15 protein-coding genes are annotated in these 16805 nt (G+C 66.2%); 3 read left to right on the top strand and 12 right to left on the bottom strand.

Going from position 1 to position 16805, the window contains the following annotated elements; genetic code table 11:
• Window positions 1–5: 5 nt before the first annotated feature.
• From ACO2RV_RS19410 to ACO2RV_RS19400, 3 genes are all read right to left on the bottom strand, one after another.
• Window positions 6–1118, bottom strand: a complete 1113-nt coding sequence (locus ACO2RV_RS19410) for a linear amide C-N hydrolase (protein ID WP_423295888.1) — start codon at window positions 1116–1118, stop codon at window positions 6–8.
• A gap of 101 nt (window positions 1119–1219) precedes the next feature.
• The gene (locus ACO2RV_RS19405) at window positions 1220–2233 is read right to left on the bottom strand and encodes a Tim44 domain-containing protein (RefSeq protein WP_423295887.1); all 1014 of its coding nucleotides are present in this window, start codon (window positions 2231–2233) and stop codon (window positions 1220–1222) included.
• A gap of 234 nt (window positions 2234–2467) precedes the next feature.
• Window positions 2468–2650, bottom strand: a complete 183-nt coding sequence (locus ACO2RV_RS19400) for a hypothetical protein (RefSeq protein ID WP_423295886.1) — start codon at window positions 2648–2650, stop codon at window positions 2468–2470.
• A gap of 370 nt (window positions 2651–3020) precedes the next feature.
• Between ACO2RV_RS19400 and ppc the strand changes: the two genes are divergently transcribed.
• Window positions 3021–5807: a phosphoenolpyruvate carboxylase gene (gene ppc / locus ACO2RV_RS19395; protein WP_423295885.1), complete on the top strand. Its 2787-nt coding sequence runs from the start codon at window positions 3021–3023 to the stop codon at window positions 5805–5807.
• A gap of 95 nt (window positions 5808–5902) precedes the next feature.
• Window positions 5903–6550 (top strand): FMN-binding negative transcriptional regulator, encoded by a 648-nt coding sequence (locus ACO2RV_RS19390; RefSeq protein WP_423295884.1) that lies wholly within the window; start codon window positions 5903–5905, stop codon window positions 6548–6550.
• A 12-nt stretch (window positions 6551–6562) separates the two neighbouring features.
• Here the strand turns inward: ACO2RV_RS19390 and ACO2RV_RS19385 are convergent, their stop codons facing one another.
• Together ACO2RV_RS19385 and ACO2RV_RS19380 are read right to left on the bottom strand one after the other, a co-directional pair.
• The gene (locus ACO2RV_RS19385; RefSeq protein WP_423295883.1) at window positions 6563–7306 is read right to left on the bottom strand and encodes a 3-keto-5-aminohexanoate cleavage protein; all 744 of its coding nucleotides are present in this window, start codon (window positions 7304–7306) and stop codon (window positions 6563–6565) included.
• Between the two features lie 24 nt (window positions 7307–7330).
• Complete coding sequence (locus ACO2RV_RS19380; RefSeq protein WP_423295882.1) at window positions 7331–7804, bottom strand: YaiI/YqxD family protein; 474 nt, start codon at window positions 7802–7804, stop codon at window positions 7331–7333.
• Between the two features lie 336 nt (window positions 7805–8140).
• Here ACO2RV_RS19380 and ggt point away from each other — a divergent pair, with 336 nt between their 5' ends.
• A complete protein-coding gene (gene ggt, locus ACO2RV_RS19375) occupies window positions 8141–9892 on the top strand; it encodes a gamma-glutamyltransferase (protein WP_423295881.1) in 1752 nt (583 codons plus the stop codon).
• Window positions 9893–9910: 18 nt separating this feature from the next.
• On the opposite strand, the gene ACO2RV_RS19370 is transcribed toward ggt, so the two are convergent.
• From ACO2RV_RS19370 to urtA, 7 genes are all read right to left on the bottom strand, one after another.
• Window positions 9911–10279, bottom strand: coding sequence for an FmdB family zinc ribbon protein (locus ACO2RV_RS19370; protein ID WP_423295880.1), 369 nt, complete (start codon window positions 10277–10279; stop codon window positions 9911–9913).
• 121 nt (window positions 10280–10400) lie between these two features.
• Entirely contained in the window at window positions 10401–11639 is a 1239-nt protein-coding gene (gene fmdA, locus ACO2RV_RS19365; protein WP_423295879.1) for a formamidase, read from the bottom strand.
• Between the two features lie 75 nt (window positions 11640–11714).
• Window positions 11715–12404 (bottom strand): urea ABC transporter ATP-binding subunit UrtE, encoded by a 690-nt coding sequence (urtE, locus tag ACO2RV_RS19360; RefSeq protein WP_423295878.1) that lies wholly within the window; start codon window positions 12402–12404, stop codon window positions 11715–11717.
• Window positions 12405–12416: 12 nt separating this feature from the next.
• On the bottom strand, window positions 12417–13184 hold the full coding sequence (urtD, locus tag ACO2RV_RS19355) for an urea ABC transporter ATP-binding protein UrtD (protein WP_423295877.1): 768 nt from the start codon (window positions 13182–13184) through the stop codon (window positions 12417–12419).
• 12 nt (window positions 13185–13196) lie between these two features.
• Window positions 13197–14306, bottom strand: a complete 1110-nt coding sequence (urtC, locus tag ACO2RV_RS19350) for an urea ABC transporter permease subunit UrtC (protein WP_423295954.1) — start codon at window positions 14304–14306, stop codon at window positions 13197–13199.
• A 67-nt stretch (window positions 14307–14373) separates the two neighbouring features.
• On the bottom strand, window positions 14374–15300 hold the full coding sequence (gene urtB, locus ACO2RV_RS19345) for an urea ABC transporter permease subunit UrtB (protein ID WP_423295876.1): 927 nt from the start codon (window positions 15298–15300) through the stop codon (window positions 14374–14376).
• A 99-nt stretch (window positions 15301–15399) separates the two neighbouring features.
• Window positions 15400–16680, bottom strand: coding sequence for an urea ABC transporter substrate-binding protein (gene urtA, locus ACO2RV_RS19340; RefSeq protein WP_423295875.1), 1281 nt, complete (start codon window positions 16678–16680; stop codon window positions 15400–15402).
• Window positions 16681–16805: the final 125 nt, after the last annotated feature.

Below are 16805 nucleotides of genomic sequence, written 5' to 3'. Positions count from 1 at the left end.
CGCCGTCACTTGCCGGAAAGGTCGATGTAGTCCGGCTTCTGGTCGAAGGGGATCAGCTTGATCGCCTTGGCGTCGAAGTCGAGCTTGTCGAGATCGAGATAGCGCGGCGTCTGGTTGGCATAATCCCATATCGCGTAGGTGCGTGCCTTGAGGTCGGCCACGGCGGTCCATTCCGTGGTCTCGAAGCCGGCGACGCCGCCACCCGTCGCCGAGCCGGCCTGTGTGGCGATGGCGCCGGGCGGGATGTCGAAATTGTTCAGTATGTGCCGCGCCGCGTTCATCGCCGCGAGGCCGTCCGGCAGTTCCGGCAGGCTGTCGACCAGCATGAAGGCGCGCACGAAGCGTGACGGCGAGAGGAAATCGCCGGGGATGCCGTGCATGCCCGCGCCGGTCGAGGGCGACGCCAGCGCCAGCCCGTTCACCTGCCGCGTCGCTGGCTCATTGGCCGACAGGTTGCCGTAGAGCCCGAGATGGGCGACGTGCCACGGGAAGGCGGGGGCGTTGGTCAGTACGCCCGTGGGATTGTCGTGCAGGGTGAGCTGGCCGCCGACATATTCGATGACGAGGCTGGCGCCCGAGGCGTCGTGCAGCGTGACATGCAGCGGCACCGGCCCCTTGAAGGCCGCCTGCGGGGCGCGGCTGACCTTGATCCTGGGCAAGCCGGCCTTCACCTCCTCGACGGTGGCGAAGCTGGAGAGGATGAAGGTCAGCATCTCGAAGGAGGCGATGGAATTGCCGGCTTCGCCCGGTGCGACCTCCTCGAACTGGGCGAGACCGGGGAAGAACAGCATGCCTCCGGCCAGCCCCTTCTCGTTCAGTCCGTCGATGACCACCGGAAGGCCGAGACCGTTGGCGCCGGCCACGCCGTATTTGCCGGTCCAGCCGAGGCCGGTGCCTGCCGTACCGTCTGGGCCGGTGCCCTTATAGGCATGGCTGCGCGGCAGCACGATGAGCTGCGATTGCAACGGCAGGCTGAACTCCATCGTGCGGCCATAGATGACGGAGCCGTCCCTGGCCTTCACGATGAAGGATGTGCAGGCATTGGCGGCGATCGGCGCGCCGGTTATCGCGAACGCAGCGGCGAGCGCGAGAACTTTCCGGGCGATTGTCCTGATCATAAAAAATCCTCCCTGCGCCAGAGGGCCGGCGCAGGGAGGATGATGGAGCGGAATCGCCTAACGTTCGATGATGTCGATCAGCCGATGATCCGTCGGCCGTATCACACCCGGCCCTGCTGGATGGCGCTGAGCTTCCAGTCGCCGCCGCGCTCGCGCGTGAAGGTCCAGAACTCGATCGCCTGAACCGGACGATCCGCGTCGCCCTGCACGAGGCGGCCGGTGGCGCGCTCGAAGATCGCGTCCTTCAGCTCGTAGCGCATGGCGACGGTGGCATAGTCGCGGTTCTCCTCGGACCAGGCTTCCGACAGGTCGCCCTGCAGCAGCTTCACGTCGGTGAGGCGGTTCTCAAGCCCGTCGCGGGCAAGCTCGTCCAGTTCCTCGCCGAGATAGCCGAGCATTTCCGGCGTGGTGAGCCGGGCCAGCGTCGCGCGGTCGTTGCGGCCATAGGACTCCTGCACCTCGGTGAGCGTGCGCTCGAAGGTGTCGAAATCGCCGGCCGCAAGCTGCAATGGCTTGCCGCGCAGGCCGCCGCCGAAGCCGAAGCGGCCGGGAGCGCCGCCGGCGCCGGTTGCCGGCGAAGGCGTATCATCGAGCGCGCTGCGCTGCATCGGGCCGGGGCCGCCGACACCCGGATTCGGGCCGCCGGCATAGGACGGCTGGTTGCGGCTGCGCAGCCAACCCATGACGAACCGGACGACGAGGAATATCAGGCCGACCTGCAGCAGCAGGCCGAGAATGCCGGAGAGGCTGCCGAGGCCGGAGAAGAAGCCGGAACCCATCAGCAGGCCGAAAATGCCGGCACCGAGCAGGCCGCCCATCAGCCCGCCCATGAAGCCGCCGCGATTGAAGAAGCCGCCCGGCTGGGTGCCCGGCGCACGCGCCGCGGTCTGGCCCATCTGACTCTGCGGGGTGGCCGAGCGCTGCATCGGCGTGGCGGTCGGGGCGGTGGGCGTGGGGGCCGGCGTCGACCAGGTGCGGGTGCCGCGGCTGCCGAAGCTCATGCTGCGGCCGGCGCGCGCCTCCGCGAAGTCGGTGGCGACGAGCACCCCGGCGGCGATGAACAGAGCCGCCAGCGCGGCGCGCACGGCGGCGGAACGGAAGCGAAGGGTCGTCAAGGGGCAGGCCTCTCTCGGTCCATGATCGAAACGGCGGCAGGTACCGCTACGTCACCATATGGAGGCGCCCGCGCCGTTTGTCATCGGGCGAGAACACAGAGACAACTGCGAGGTCGTTGCCAAAGCCGGGCGATCCCTTGTCGCCCAAGGTCGGGCACCGGCACACATTCACGTGAGGCGCGGCCCTGCGCGCCTCCGCCTGACGCGGCTTCACCAAAACGGCGAGGCGCGAAATCAGAAGCCGAGCGCGGATTCGATGGCGGCGATCGAGCCGACCGGGGCCGCGACGGGCGCTACCTTCTTGTCGCCGGCGACGGCGGCGGGCTGGCCGGCAAGATGCTGGCCGGCAAGAAGCTGCTTGGGTTGGCGGATATTGGCGAGGGTCTGAACCTCAGCATGGTTCACGACGGGGGGCATGACGGCGTCCTTCCTGATACGCATACGCGGCGGCTACAATTCGTCCGGCAGTGCCGGTTCCTCATTCATCTGGTGGCGCCGCTGCCGACGTCACCCATTGTACGGCTCTGAATATGAACGATTCTCCGTGAACCATTCCTGAGCCGCACATTCATATTCGCGGCCATTTGGTTCACAATCGGGGCGGAACCACGGCAAACCGAAACAATCCGAAAGCTGTTGCGCATCTGCCGCAGCGACACCCGGCTACCGCCCCGCTTTTTCCCACAGGAACGCGCGCCGATGCCTGCGACATCCGCGTCCGTGCTCTAGGCTGTCATGGCCGGCATGCTAATTGCTAAGTTCGTTGTACGCCTAAAGGAGCATCGCCATGTCCGTCGCACTCACCATCGCCCTTTCCGATGCCGAACATGATGTCGATGCCGATCTCGACCTGTCGCTGCGCGAGGACATCCGCATGCTCGGCCGCGTGCTGGGCGATACGCTGCGCGACCAGGAAGGCGAGCCGATCTACGAGCTGGTCGAGCGCATCCGCCGCGTGTCGACGCGCTTCCACCGCGAGGAGGACGAGGGCGCGCGCCATGAACTCGAGGCGATGCTGAGCGATCTCGGCGCCGACCAGACGATCTCGATCGTGCGCGCCTTCAGCTATTTCTCGCATCTCGCCAACATCGCCGAGGACCAGAACGTCATCCGCCGCATGCGCTCGGCCGCCGCGAGCGGGCGCCCGCCCGGTCCCGGCACGGTGGCGAATGCGCTGGAGCGCGCCCGCGCGGCGGGCATTTCCATTGCCGATCTGCGCAAGTTCTTCGCCACCGCGCATGCGAGCCCGGTGCTGACCGCGCACCCGACCGAGGTGCGACGCCGCTCGACTTTGACCCATGAGATGCGCATCGCCGAGCTGCTGGCCGACCGCGCCCGGCTCGACCCGACGCCCGAGGAGCAGGAACAGGCCGCCGAGGAACTGCGCCGGCGCGTGCTGACGCTGTGGCAGACCAATCTGCTGCGCAAGACCAAGCTGACCGTGCTGGACGAGGTGGCAAACGGCCTCGCCTATTACGACTACACCTTCCTGCGGCAGCTGCCGAAGCTCTATGCGGCGCTGGAGGATCGCCTCGCCGCCATCGAGGGGGAAGCCTCGGGAGAGCTTGCCTCCTTCCTGCGCATCGGCAGCTGGATCGGCGGCGACCGTGACGGCAACCCCTTCGTCACCGCCGACGTCACCCGCGAGACGATGCGCATGCAAAGCGCACTGGCGATCAAATTCTATCTCGACGAACTGGACGCGCTCGGCGGGGAGCTGTCGATCAGCACCATCCGCGTGAAGGTGTCGGACGAATTGCTGTCGCTGGTCGATTCCTCGCCCGACCTGTCGCCGCACCGGCGCAACGAGCCCTATCGCCTCGCCGCCACCGCCATTGCCGACCGGCTGCGTGCCACCGCCTTCCGGCTGGAGGTTGCCGAGCTGGTCGGCCTCACTGTGAAGCCGGCCGCCAGGGCCTATGGCTCGGCGGCCGAGCTGCGCGCGGATCTCGACGTGATCGACGCCTCGCTGAAGGCGCACAAGTCCGCCGCCATCGCGCGGGGCAAGCTGCGCGACCTGCGCCGGGCGGTGGATGCCTTCGGCTTCCATCTCGCCATTCTCGATTCGCGGCAGAATTCGGATGTGCATGAGCGCTGCGTCGCCGAGCTGTTCGAGGTCGCCGCGCCCGGCACCAACTACAAGGCGCTGCCCGAAGGCACCCGCGTCGCGCTGCTGCTGCGCGAGCTGACCACGGCGCGCCCGCTGACCTCGCCCTTCGCCGCCTATTCCGACGAGACGGTCGGCGAGATGAACATGCTGCGCACCTGCGCGCGCATCCATCAGATCTACGGCCCGGAGGCGATCCAGACCTGCATCATCTCCAAGGCCGAGGGCGTCTCGGACATGCTGGAGCTGGCGCTGCTGTTGAAGGAGGTCGGTCTCGTCGACCCGGCGGGCTCGGCTGCCGTGAACATCGTGCCGCTGTTCGAGACCATCGAGGATCTGCGCAACGCCGCCAAGGTGATGGAGCAGATGTTCCGTCTGCCGGAATACCGCAAGCTGGTCGACAGCCGCGGCGGCATGCAGGAGGTGATGCTCGGCTATTCCGACAGCAACAAGGATGGCGGCTTCGTCACTTCGGGCTGGGAGCTCTACAAGGCCGAGATCGAACTGATCGAGGTGTTCAAGCGCCATGGCGTGCGGCTGCGGCTGTTCCACGGCCGGGGCGGTTCGGTCGGTCGCGGCGGCGGGCCGAGCTACGACGCCATCCTCGCCCAGCCGGGCGGGGCGGTGCAGGGCGCCATCCGCATCACCGAGCAGGGCGAGATCATCTCGTCCAAGTACTCCAACCCGGCGGTGGGGCGCGGCAACCTCGAAATCCTCGCCGCCGCGACCATGGAGGCGACGCTGCTCTCCGGCGATGCCAAGGCGCCGCGCGAGCAGTACCTCACCGTGATGGAGGAACTCTCCGACGCGGCCTTCAACGCCTATCGCGCGCTGGTCTACGAGACCCCGCGCTTCGAGGATTATTTCTGGGAATCCACCGTCATCAACGAGATCGCGACGCTGAACATCGGCTCGCGCCCGGCCTCGCGCAAGAAGACGCGGCGGATCGAGGATCTGCGCGCCATCCCCTGGGTGTTCTCCTGGGCGCAGTGCCGGCTGATGCTGCCGGGCTGGTACGGCTTCGGCACGGCGGTGAAGTCCTGGCTGGCGCGCAACCCGGATGGCCTGCCGCTCTTGCAGGAGATGTACCGGGAGTGGCCGTTCTTCCGCACCCAGCTCTCCAATATGGACATGGTGCTGTCCAAGAGCTCCATCGCCATCGCCTCGCGCTATGCGAAGCTGGTGGAGGATGTGGAACTGCGCGAGGCCATCTTCGGGCGCATCCGCGCCGAGCATCAGGAGGCGATCGACGCGCTGCTGGCGATTTCCCAGCAGCCCAAGCTGCTCGGCTCCAACCCGCTGCTCGACCGCTCGATCCGCGCGCGCTTCCCCTACATCGACCCGCTCAACCATGTGCAGGTCGGACTGCTGCGCGCCTATCGCAGCAACGACACCGACGAGAAGGTGCTGCAAGGCATCCAGCTCACCATCAACGGTATCTCGGCGGGGCTGAGGAATTCGGGGTGAGGATCAAAGATGGGCGGTTCGCGGCGCCCGGGATGACGAGGCTCGGCTGGCGGTGACATAATGGTTCTCCGTCACGCCAGACCCGGTGCCGACCCATGTACACGCCGCCCGCTTTCCGTGAAGACGATCCGGCCACCTTGCGGCTGATCATGCGCGCCGCCCGGCTGTCGACGCTCGTCACCGCTACAGTCGACGGTCTGATCGCGACACCATTGCCGCTGTTCCTCGACGAAACCGAAGGCACGCATGGCACGCTCTACGGACATATGGCGAAGGCCAATCCGCAATGGCAGGCGCCGCCGCTCGCCGAGGCGCTTGTCATTTTTTCCGGGCCCGATGCCTATGTGACGCCGTCCTGGTACGTCTCGAAGCAGGAGCACGGCAAGGTCGTGCCAACCTGGAACTATGTCGCCGTCCATGCCTACGGGCCGGTCGAGTTCTTCGACGATCCCGCGCGGTTGCTGGAGCAGGTCACGCGCCTGACCGAACTCCACGAACAGCCGCTCGCCGAGCCGTGGTCCGTTTCCGACGCGCCGGAGCCGTTCATCCAGTCCCAGCTGAAGGGGATCGTCGGCGTCCGCTTGCCGATCTCCCGAGTCGAGGGAAAGCAGAAGATGAGCCAGAATCGCCCGGAGGGCGATCGCGCGGGCGTAGCGGCTGGCTTGCAGGGCAGCGAGCGCGAAAGTGACCGGCATGTCTCGGCACTGATCCCGACCGCGCCGCGTAACGAGCCGGTGCGCTGAACCCCCGATAGGTCAGCGCGCAACGGCCGGATCGGGCGGCACCCGCGCCAGCAGGAACGCCGCCTTGATCAGCGCGGCATTGTCTGCCGCCTCTTCGCCCGAGGGAAGAAGCTTGCCGTCCTCCAGACCGATGCGGGCATCGAGGCCGCGCAGCAGGGCGTCGCGGTAGAGCGGCCATTTGCTGGCATCGTACCCGTGTTGCAGCACAGGAACATCGAGGCTGGCGCGGGCCAGCACCTTGCGGATGGCGGCGGCCGCTTCCAGCCCTTCCGCCTCGTCTTGCTCGTTGATCTCGATGAGGATGCGCAGCGCCTCGCGCGCTTGCGGCAGAGCGACAAAGCGCTCGGCATCGGTGGCCGACCACAGCCCGGCCTCGATGCCGATGCCGCGCGACAGCGCGAGGCGGATCATCTCGGGTGCATCCGGCTCGACGAGATTGACCGAGACGTAGTCCGGCAGCACGGTCCATGCCTCCACCGCCGCCAGGCGCCCGGCCGCGCCGACCGCGATGCCGGCATGGGTGGAGATGCCGACCGGCACGCCGGGAACGCGGGTACGGATGGCCTCCAGCGCCGCGGCGACCGGAGCTGCCTCCAGCGTCTCGATGCCGTCGCCATTGCGCGGATGGACATGCAGTTCGCTCGCACCAGCCGCGACGACGGCGGCGGCATCGGTCGCCAGTTCCGCCGGGCTGAGTGGGGTGAAGGCGTAGAATTCCTTGCTCCGCGAACCGTTCAGGCAGGCTTGCAGCATCATGGGCGTCTCCTTCGGGCTGAACCTTCAACCCGCGAGGAAGCCTTTCCGTTTCAGCCGCATCACCGCTCTTTCCAGCGCCTGCAGGAATTCCGAGCGGTCGCGGGGCGAAAAGGGGCGGGGGCCGCGGGTAATCTCGCCGGCCTCGCGCAGGTCCTGCATCAGGTTGCGGGTGGCGAGCTGCATGCCGATGGAGGAGGCGGTGAAGGGCTTTCCGGTCGGCCCGATGGCTTCGGCGCCCTTGGCGACGACACGCGCGGCGAGCGGCACGTCGGCGGTGATGACGAGGTCGCCTTCCTCCGCGCGTTCGGCGATCCAGTCGTCGGCGATATCGAGCCCCGAAGGCACAATGACGCGCTCCACCTCGACGTCGCGCGGGACGGCGATGAAGGAATTGGCGACGAGGAACACCTTGAGCCGATGGCGGGCGGCGACCCGGTAGGTCTCGTCCTTCACCGGGCAGGCATCGGCGTCGATATAGATGATGATGGGCTTCGGCAAAGTATTACCGATATGTTCGACATAGATGACAAGAAAGAAGGGCTGCTCTCGCGAGCAGCCCTTCCCATGTCAGACCGCGGTCCGGTCCGGTAACCGCCGGGTAGGCGGCGCAAAGTGTCGCGTCACGCGGCACGGACCTCGCAAGAGGCGAGTGTCCAGGTCACGGATACCGACAACCGCGGATCAAGACGATCAGACACTGGATCACCTCCTTTCAATTGTTGACGACGACTTCAGATTAAACCGATTCGCGGATTCGTCATCCCCCTGCGGACGCGGCGTGTTCACATCCGGTTACGATGTGACATCTTCGGTGTTGGCGAAGGAGGACGATCGATGCGCAGGACGCTGACGACCATTGCCGTGCTTGCCGTGCTGGCGCTGCCGGCGACAGCGCAGCAGGCCGCCGACAGCCAGGCGCCGGAGGCGGCGGGCGCCGTCACGGCCGGGGCGAAGTCCGCTACGGGCAAACACTGGATGGTGACGGCCGCCAATCCGCTGGCCGCGCAGGCCGGCGCGGCGGCGCTCCGGGCCGGCGGCAGCGCCATCGACGCCATGGTGGCGACGCAGCTCGTGCTCGGGCTGGTGGAGCCGCAGTCCTCCGGCCTCGGCGGCGGCGCCTTCCTGGTCTATTGGGACGCCGCGAAGAGGGAGCTCACCACCTTCGATGCGCGCGAGACTGCGCCGCGCGCGGCGACGCCGACCCTGTTCCAGAACGAGAAGGGCGAGCCGCTGTCCTTCATGGCGGCGGTGGTCGGCGGTCGGTCGGTCGGCACGCCCGGCACGCCCCGCCTGCTGGAAACCGTGCACCGGCGCTACGGCAAGATCGCCTGGGCGCAGCTGTTCCGGCCGGCGATCGGGCTGGCGGAGGCGGGTTTCACGGTGTCGCCGCGCCTTGCCGGGCTGATTGCCGACGATGTCGAGACGCTGAAGCGCAACCCGGCGGCACGGGCCTATTTCCTCGACGCCGACGGCGCGCCATTGAAGGCCGGGACGCTGTTGAAGAACCCCGCCTATGCGGCGACGCTGCGCCATCTCTCGCAATATGGCACCGATGCCTTCTATGGCGGCGCGCTGGCGGCCGACATCGTGCGCACGGTGCGCGAGGGGGACAATCCCGGCGTGCTGGCGCTGGGCGACCTGCGGGAATATCGGGTGAAGGAGCGGGCACCGGTCTGCGCCGCCTATCGCGGGCTGGAGGCTTGCGGCATGGGCCCACCGAGCTCGGGCGCGCTCACGCTCGGGCAGATCCTCGGCCTGCTGGAGCCCTACGATCTCGGGGCACTCGGCCCGCAATCGCCGGAAGCGTGGCGGCTGGTCGCCGATGCCTCGCGCCTCGCCTTCGCCGACCGCGAGCGCTACATGGCCGATAGCGACTTCGTGCCGATGCCGACCAAGGGACTGTTGGCGCGGGACTATCTCGCCGCACGCGCGAAGCTGCTGGCCGGCGACGATGCGCTGCCCGAGGTCGCGCCTGGCAACCCGACCTGGGACCACGCCATGGCCGAGCCGCGCGCCGATGACGAGGCGCTGGAACTGCCCTCGACGACGCAGATCACGATCGTCGACGCGGACGGCAATATCGTCTCGATGACCTCCACCATCGAGGCCGGCTTCGGTTCGCGGCTGATGGTGCATGGCTTCCTGCTCAACAATGAGCTGACCGATTTCTCCTTCCGCTCGCAGAAGGACGGCGTGCCGATCGCCAACCGGGTGGAGCCGGGCAAGCGGCCGCGCTCCTCCATGACGCCGACGATCGTCATGAGGGACGGCAAGCCGGTGCTGGCGCTGGGCTCGCCCGGCGGCAGCCAGATCATCGGCTATGTCGCGAAGACGCTGATCGCCCATCTGGACTGGGGCATGCCGCTCGATCAGGCCATTGCCGCGCCGAACGTGCTGGCGCGCTTCGGGGCGGTGGAGATCGAGGCAGGCACGAGTGCCGAGGCGCTGGCGCCGGAACTTAGGAAGTTCGGCTTCGAGGTGAAGACCGCGCCGATGACGTCGGGCGTGCAGGCGGTGGCGATCACGCTGGATGGGCTGGTCGGCGCGGCAGACCCGCGCCGGGAGGGCGTGGCGATCGGCGAGTGAGGTGGGCCGGTCCTCAGCTCAATGGCTGATCATCCACGGGCGCCCCGAGGGGAAGCTCTTGGCGCCGGAGGCGGAGGTCGCGGTGCGGTTCTTCTTGGTCCGGCTCTTCATGCCGCCCGAGCAGCAGGAGCAGCCGGCGGCATGCTTGGCGCGCTCCTGCTTCTCGCGGTAGCCGTCGACGCTCATCGGCGCGTGGCGCGCCTGCTCGTTGGTGGAATGGGCGATGCGGCTCTCGCGGGAAAGCCCCGAGAAATGCGGCGCCGTCAGCAGGACACGCGGCGCGAGCGTGCCGCAGTCCGGGCAGGGTTGCGGGGCCTGGTATTCGCTCATCGGCCGCAGCGCGGTGAAGTCGCCGCAGTCGTCGCAAAGATATTCATAGACGGGCATGGGTGTCCCCTCGGTCTGGATGCTTCAGGCCGCCGTTTCGGCGTGCCGCTTCCCTGGGCGTTTCCTCGGATGGAGGCGGGGCGATGCAGGCATCGCCCCGCAGGCCGGACTTAAGCGGGGGTCAAAGGTCCGGCGAGAGCGGCATCTGGATCGAACCGTCGATGAACTTGGTCGGTCCGGCTGCCGAGGGCTTGATGTCGAAGTCGAAGATCTCGGTCGGCAGCCACAGCGTGGCGCAGGAGTTCGGGATGTCGACCACGCCCGAGAAATGGCCCTGCACCGGGGCGACGCCGAGGATCGAGTGCGCCTGTGCGCCGGAATAGCCGAACTTCTTCATGTATTCGATGGCGTTGAGGCAGGCCTGGCGGTAGGCGACATTGGCGTCGAGATAGTGCTGGGTGCCGCTCTCGTCGACCGAGATGCCCTCGAAGATCAGGTAATCCTTGTAGTTCGGCGTGATCGGCGACGGCTTGAAGATCGGGTTCTTAATCCCGTACATCTCCATGCCGTTCTTGATCAGGTCGACCTTGATGTGCAGCCAGGCGCCGAACATCTCGATGGCGCCGCAGAAGGTGATCTCGCCGTCGCCCTGGGAGAAGTGCATGTCGCCCATGGAGAGGCCGGCGCCGTCGACATAGACGGGGAAGTAGATCTTCGAGCCGCGCGACAGGTCCTTGATGTCGCAATTGCCGCCATGCTCGCGCGGCGGCACGGTGCGGGCGCCTTCCGCGGCCACCTTGTCGAAGGCGTCGGTGCCCTTGGCGAGCTTGCCGAGATGCGCGGTCTTCGGCGCGGGCGGGTTGGCGAGCGGGGGCACGCGGGTCGGGTTGGTGTCGATCAGCGCCTGCTCGCGCGCATTCCAGGTGTCGAGCAGCTTCTGCGAGGGCAGGGTGCCGATGAGGCCAGGATGGATGAGGCCGGCGAAGCCCACGCCCGGCACGTGGCGGGAACGGGTGAACATGCCCTCATAGTGCCAGATCGACTTCTGCGCGAGCGGGAAGTGGTCGGTCAGGAAGCCGCCGCCATTCTTCTTGGAGAAGAAGCCGTTGAAGCCCCATTCGTGACCTTTGAGCGTGCCGGCGTCGAGAATGTCGACCACCAGGAGGTCGCCGGGCTTGGCGCCCTTCACGCCGATCGGGCCGGAGAGATAGTGCACCGTCGACAGGTCGACATCGCGGATGTCGTCGGCTGAATCGTTATTGGCGATGGCGCCGCCGGTCCAGTCCACCGTCTCGACCAGGAAGTCGGCGCCGGGCTCGACCCAGGTGGCGATCGGAATGTCCGGGTGCCAGCGATTGTGCAGAAACTCGTTTTCCGTGGCGGGCTTGGAAAGATCGACCGAAATCAGTGTCTCAGGCATGGCGCACTCCGTTCCCCTTGGGCTCAATGCGATAGTTCGGAGGGGACGCTCCCGAGGGAGCCTTCCCCTCGGGTCTCAGACGGACAGGAATCGTGCGACCTTCGCCTCGTCGACGTTGGCGCGCAGATCCTCGTGGACGATCTCGCCATTCTCGATGACGAGCACGCGGTCGGCGATGTCGAGGGCGAAGGAGAGCACCTGCTCGGAGACCACGATGGATAGCCCGCGCTCGTCGCGGATGCGCTTCAGCGTGCGGGCCATTTCACGGATGATGGAGGGCTGGATGCCCTCGGTCGGCTCGTCGAGCAGCAGCACCTTGGGCGCAGTGGCGAGCGCGCGGGCGATGGCGAGCTGCTGCTGCTGGCCGCCGGAGAGGTTGCCGCCGCGCCGGCCCTTCATCTCCAAGAGCACCGGGAACAGCTCGTAGATGTCCGGCGGCACCTTGCTCTCGCCGCGCGGGATGAGGCCGGTCTCGATGTTCTCCTGCACCGTCATGGTGGAGAAGATCATGCGGCCCTGCGGCACATAGGCGACGCCGTTGTGCACGCGCTCATAGCTCTTGAGCCTGGTGATGTCGGTGGCGCCGACGGAGACGCTGCCGCTTTTGGTCGGCACGATGCCCATGAGCGACTTCATGAGCGTGGTCTTGCCCATGCCGTTGCGGCCCATGATGGCGATGATCTCGTTGGGCGCGACGTTGAAGTTCAACCCGTGCAGGACTTCGCTCTCGCCATAGGAGACGTGGAGGTCGGAGACGTTCAGCATGATCCGTGCTCCTCAATGGCCGAGATAGACTTCGATGACCTTGGGGTCCGCCTGGACCTTGGCCATGGAGCCTTCCGAGAGGATCTTGCCCTGGTGCAGCACCGTGACCTTGTGAGCGATGTCCTCGACGAACTTCATGTCGTGCTCGATCACGATCACCGAGCGGTTCTTGATGATGGTGTTGAGCAGTTCGGCGGTCTTCTTGCGCTCGGACACGCTCATGCCGGCCACCGGCTCGTCGAGCATCAGGAGTTCGGGGTCCTGGATCAGCAGCATGCCGATCTCCAGCCACTGCTTCTGGCCGTGCGAGAGATATTCGGCGCGCTGGTCGAGCTGGTCGGCGAGGAAGATGGTCTCGGCGATCTCCTGCACCCGCTCCTTCACCGCCGCGTCGCGGCGGAAGGCGAGGGCCCCCAGCACCGAACGGCCCTTGGGGTAGGAGATTTCCAGGTTCTCGAAGACGGTGAGGTCCTCGTAGATCGAGGGGTTCTGGAACTTGCGGCCGACGCCGGCGCGCACGATCTCGTGCTCCTTCATCCGGGTCAGTTCGCGGTCCTTGAAGCGGATCGAGCCGGTGGTCGCCTTGGTGCGCCCGCAGATCAGGTCGAGCACGGTGGTCTTGCCGGCGCCGTTGGGGCCGATGATCACGCGGATCTCGTTCTCGTCGACATAGAAGGACAGGTCGTTGACTGCCTTGAAGCCGTCGAAGGAGACGGTGAGCCCTTCGACCGCGAGGACGAAGTCCTTGTTCATGGTGTCGGTGATGACGCTGGTGTTCATGGGCTTCGCTCCTCACTCGGCTGCGGCGGGGGCGACCGGCCCGGAGGCCGGCGGGGTGGCGCGGGGCTTCACACTGGCGCTGAACAGCGGCCCGAGGCGCGGGGCGACATAGCTCTGCCAGAGGCCGGCGATGCCGTTCGGGAAAATCAGCACCACGGCGATGAACAGGCCGCCGAGGCCGAACAGCCAGAGTTCCGGAAAACTCTCGGAGAAGGAGGTCTTCGCCCAGTTCACCAGCAGCGTGCCGTAGATCGCGCCGAGGATGGACAGGCGCCCGCCGACCGCGGTGTAGATGACCATCTCGATCGAAGGCACGATGCCCACGAAGGAGGGCGACATGAACCCGACCTGAAGCGTGAACATCGCCCCGCCAATGGCCGAGAGCGAGGCAGCCAGGCAGAACACGAAAATCTTGAACGAGGAGACGTCGTAGCCGGAGAAGCGCACGCGGTCCTCCTTGTCGCGCATGGCGACGAGGATGCGGCCGAGCTTGGACGATTTCACGTAATAGGCGAGCAGGATGCAGGTGAGCAGCAGGCCGACGCAGACGAAATAGAGGATGGTCTTGGCGCTGTCGGTGCGGATGTCCCAGCCGTGCAGCGTGCGCAGGTCGGTGATGCCGTTGATGCCGCCGGTATATCCCTGCTGGCCGATGATGAGGATGGTGAGGATCGCCGCCAGCGCCTGGGTGATGATGGCGAAGTACACGCCGCCGACGCGCCGCTTGAACATGGCGAAGCCGACGATAAGGGCGAACAGCGCCGGCACCACGATGACGGCGATGGTGGTGAAGCCGAAGCTGCGGAACGGTTCCCAGAACCAGGGCAGGGCGGTGATCTGGTTCCAGTCCATGAAGTCCGGGATGCCCGGCGTCGACTGGATCTTGGTGTTCTCGACGCTGGAGGCTTCCAGCTTGAGATACATCGCCATGCAGTAGCCGCCGAGGCCGAAGAACACGCCCTGGCCGAGCGAGAGAATGCCGGCATAGCCCCAGCACAGCACCAGGCCGAGCGCGACGAAGGCATAGGTCAGGTACTTGCCGACGAATTGCAGGCGGAAATTATCCAGCGCCAGCGGCAGCACGACGACGAGGAGGAGGGCGAGCAGCGCGATCCCGATCATGTCCTGCGGGCGCAGGAAGAAGGTGCGGCCGGATTTGGGGGCAGTTGCGGTCATATCGGGCGCCTCCTCAGCGACGGACCTTGATGACGAACAGGCCCTGGGGCCGCAGCATCAGGATGATGACCACGCCGAGCAGCGTGAGGACCTTGGCCATCGAGCCGGAGAGGAAGAACTCCATGGTCGACTGGGCCTGCGAGATGGTGAAGGCGGAGGCGATGGTGCCGAGCAGGCTCTGTGCGCCGCCGAAGACGACGACCAGGAAGGTGTCGACGATGTAGAGCTGGCCGGAGGTCGGGCCGGTCGAGCCGATCATGGTGAAGGCTGAGCCGGCGACGCCAGCGATGCCGCAGCCGAGGCCGAACGTGTAGCGGTCGACCTTTTCCGTATCGATGCCGACGGCGCCGGCCATGACGCGGTTCTGCACCACGGCGCGCACCTGCTTGCCCCAGTTCGACTTGTACATGAGCAAAGCGACGGCAACCGTGATGGCGATGGTCAGGCCCATGACGAACAGGCCGTTGATCTGCACTTCCACCACCTCGGTGACAGGAAGCGAGCCCATCATCCAGCTCGGCAGCTCGACGCCGACCTCGCGCGGGCCGAAGACGGAGCGGTAGAGCTGCTGAAGAATGAGGCTGAGGCCCCAGGTGGCGAGCAGCGTGTCGAGCGGGCGCTTGTAGAGCCGGCGGATCATCAGCCATTCCACCGCCATGCCGAGCGCGCCGGTGACGAAGAAGGCCAGTATCATCGCGATGAAGAAATAGATGCCGAACAGGCCGGGAACGAAATTCAGGAAGAACTGCGAGGTGAAATAGGTGACGTAGGCGCCGAGGATCATGAACTCGCCATGCGCCATGTTGATGACGCCCATCTGGCCGAAGATGATGGCCAGCCCCAGCGCCATGAGCAGGAAGACCGAGAACAGGATCAGCCCGGCGAAGCCCTGCATCAGGAAGATGGAGCTGAGTTCGGTGAGCGAATATTCGGAAAACATCAGGAATCCCCCGGCGTGCGCGCGAGCGGCGCGGTCTCCGTCAACGGAAAGAGCCCCGGAGAGGACGTGACGCCCTCTCCGGGTGGGAGCTTCAGGCGATCACTGGTAGCCTTTCGGGAACGGATCGGGCTCGATCAGCTCGGGGGTCTCGAACACCACCTTGAACTGGCCGTCGAGCTGCGCCTGGCCGACGCGGGTCTTCGACCACAGATGGTGGTTCGGGTGGATCTTGACGTAGCCTTCCGGCGCCTTGGGGAACTCGATACCGGCCGAGGCCGCGGCGATCTTGTCGATGTCGAAGGAGCCGGCCTTCTCCACGGTGAGCTTCCACAGCCAGGGGCCGAGATAGGCGGCCTGGGTGACGTCGCCGATCACGGTCTTCTCGCCCCACATCTTCTTGAAGGCGGCGACGAAGTCCTTGTTGTTCGGGTTGTCGAGCGACTGGAAGTACTTCATGCAGCTATAGGCGCCGGCGAAATTCTCGCCGCCGATGCCGTCGATCTCGTCCTCGGTGACCGAGATGGTGAGCAGCGTCTGCTTGTTGAGGTCGATGCCGGCCGCCTTGAGCTGCTTGTAGAAGGCGACGTTCGAGCCGCCCACCACGGCGGCGTAGATCACGTCCGGCTTGGTCAGCTTGATCTTGTTGATGACTGAGTTGAACTGGGTGTGGCCGAGCGGGAAATATTCCTCGCCGGAGACCTTGCCGCCAAGATGCGCCTCGATGTGCTTGCGGGCGATCTTCATCGAGGTGCGCGGCCAGATGTAGTCCGAGCCGATGAGGTAGAAGCTCTTGGCGTTCTTGGTCTTGTTGACCCAGTCGAGGCCGGCGAGGATCTGCTGCGTGGCTTCCTGGCCGGTGTAGATGACGTTCTTGGACTGCTCGAGACCTTCATAGAAGGTCGGGTAGTACAGCATGCCGTTATACTGCTCGAACACCGGCAGCACCGCCTTGCGCGAGGCCGAGGTCCAGCAGCCCATGACGGCGGCGACCTTGTCGTTGACGAGGAGCTTCTTGGCCTTCTCGGCGAAGGTCGGCCAATCGGACGCGCCGTCTTCCTGGATGTACTTGATCTTGCGGCCGAGCACGCCGCCCATGGCGTTGATCTGCTCGATAGCGAGTTTCTCGGCCTGCACCGAGCCGGTTTCCGAGATCGCCATGGTGCCGGTGACGGAATGCAGGATGCCGACCGTGACTTCCGTGTCGGTCACGGCAAGACCAGTGGTGTTGACAGCCGCCGTCGCCGGCGCCTGGGCGCGGGCCGGCGTTGAAAACAAGCCGGAAGAGCCAAGAATAGAGATGGCCGGAATTGCCGACATGCCCATGAGAAGCTTGCGGCGCGTGCTGGAAAATTTGGACGAATTATCGTTATTCGAAGACATACGATCCCCTCCACGGGTTTGACGTGGCCTCAACAAGCTTGCCGATGTGCTTGCATTGTCTGGATCGTGGCGGCCGATCCCGCGGCGCAGCAATACGTCGATTGACGTATAGGGGTTTCGGCGGC

It is taken from the genome of Ancylobacter sp. VNQ12 (genome assembly GCF_049445835.1).
Lineage (GTDB): Bacteria > Pseudomonadota > Alphaproteobacteria > Rhizobiales > Xanthobacteraceae > Ancylobacter.
The sequence above is the reverse complement of the archived record's forward strand: the minus strand, read 5'-3'. Positions and strand labels throughout refer to the sequence as shown.

Bases quoted from the DNA above. Each gene is read 5' to 3' on its own strand.
- ACO2RV_RS19410 (WP_423295888.1), bottom strand. From the start codon at position 1,118: ATGATCAGGACAATCGCCCGGAAAGTTCTCGCGCTCGCCGCTGCGTTC.
- ACO2RV_RS19400 (WP_423295886.1), bottom strand. From the start codon at position 2,650: ATGCCCCCCGTCGTGAACCATGCTGAGGTTCAGACCCTCGCCAATATC.
- ppc (WP_423295885.1), top strand. From the start codon at position 3,021: ATGTCCGTCGCACTCACCATCGCCCTTTCCGATGCCGAACATGATGTC.
- ACO2RV_RS19390 (WP_423295884.1), top strand. From the start codon at position 5,903: ATGTACACGCCGCCCGCTTTCCGTGAAGACGATCCGGCCACCTTGCGG.
- ACO2RV_RS19385 (WP_423295883.1), bottom strand. From the start codon at position 7,306: ATGATGCTGCAAGCCTGCCTGAACGGTTCGCGGAGCAAGGAATTCTAC.
- ggt (WP_423295881.1), top strand. From the start codon at position 8,141: ATGCGCAGGACGCTGACGACCATTGCCGTGCTTGCCGTGCTGGCGCTG.
- ACO2RV_RS19370 (WP_423295880.1), bottom strand. From the start codon at position 10,279: ATGCCCGTCTATGAATATCTTTGCGACGACTGCGGCGACTTCACCGCG.
- fmdA (WP_423295879.1), bottom strand. From the start codon at position 11,639: ATGCCTGAGACACTGATTTCGGTCGATCTTTCCAAGCCCGCCACGGAA.
- urtE (WP_423295878.1), bottom strand. From the start codon at position 12,404: ATGCTGAACGTCTCCGACCTCCACGTCTCCTATGGCGAGAGCGAAGTC.
- urtD (WP_423295877.1), bottom strand. From the start codon at position 13,184: ATGAACACCAGCGTCATCACCGACACCATGAACAAGGACTTCGTCCTC.
- urtC (WP_423295954.1), bottom strand. From the start codon at position 14,306: ATGATCGGGATCGCGCTGCTCGCCCTCCTCCTCGTCGTCGTGCTGCCG.
- urtB (WP_423295876.1), bottom strand. From the start codon at position 15,300: ATGTTTTCCGAATATTCGCTCACCGAACTCAGCTCCATCTTCCTGATG.
- urtA (WP_423295875.1), bottom strand. From the start codon at position 16,680: ATGTCTTCGAATAACGATAATTCGTCCAAATTTTCCAGCACGCGCCGC.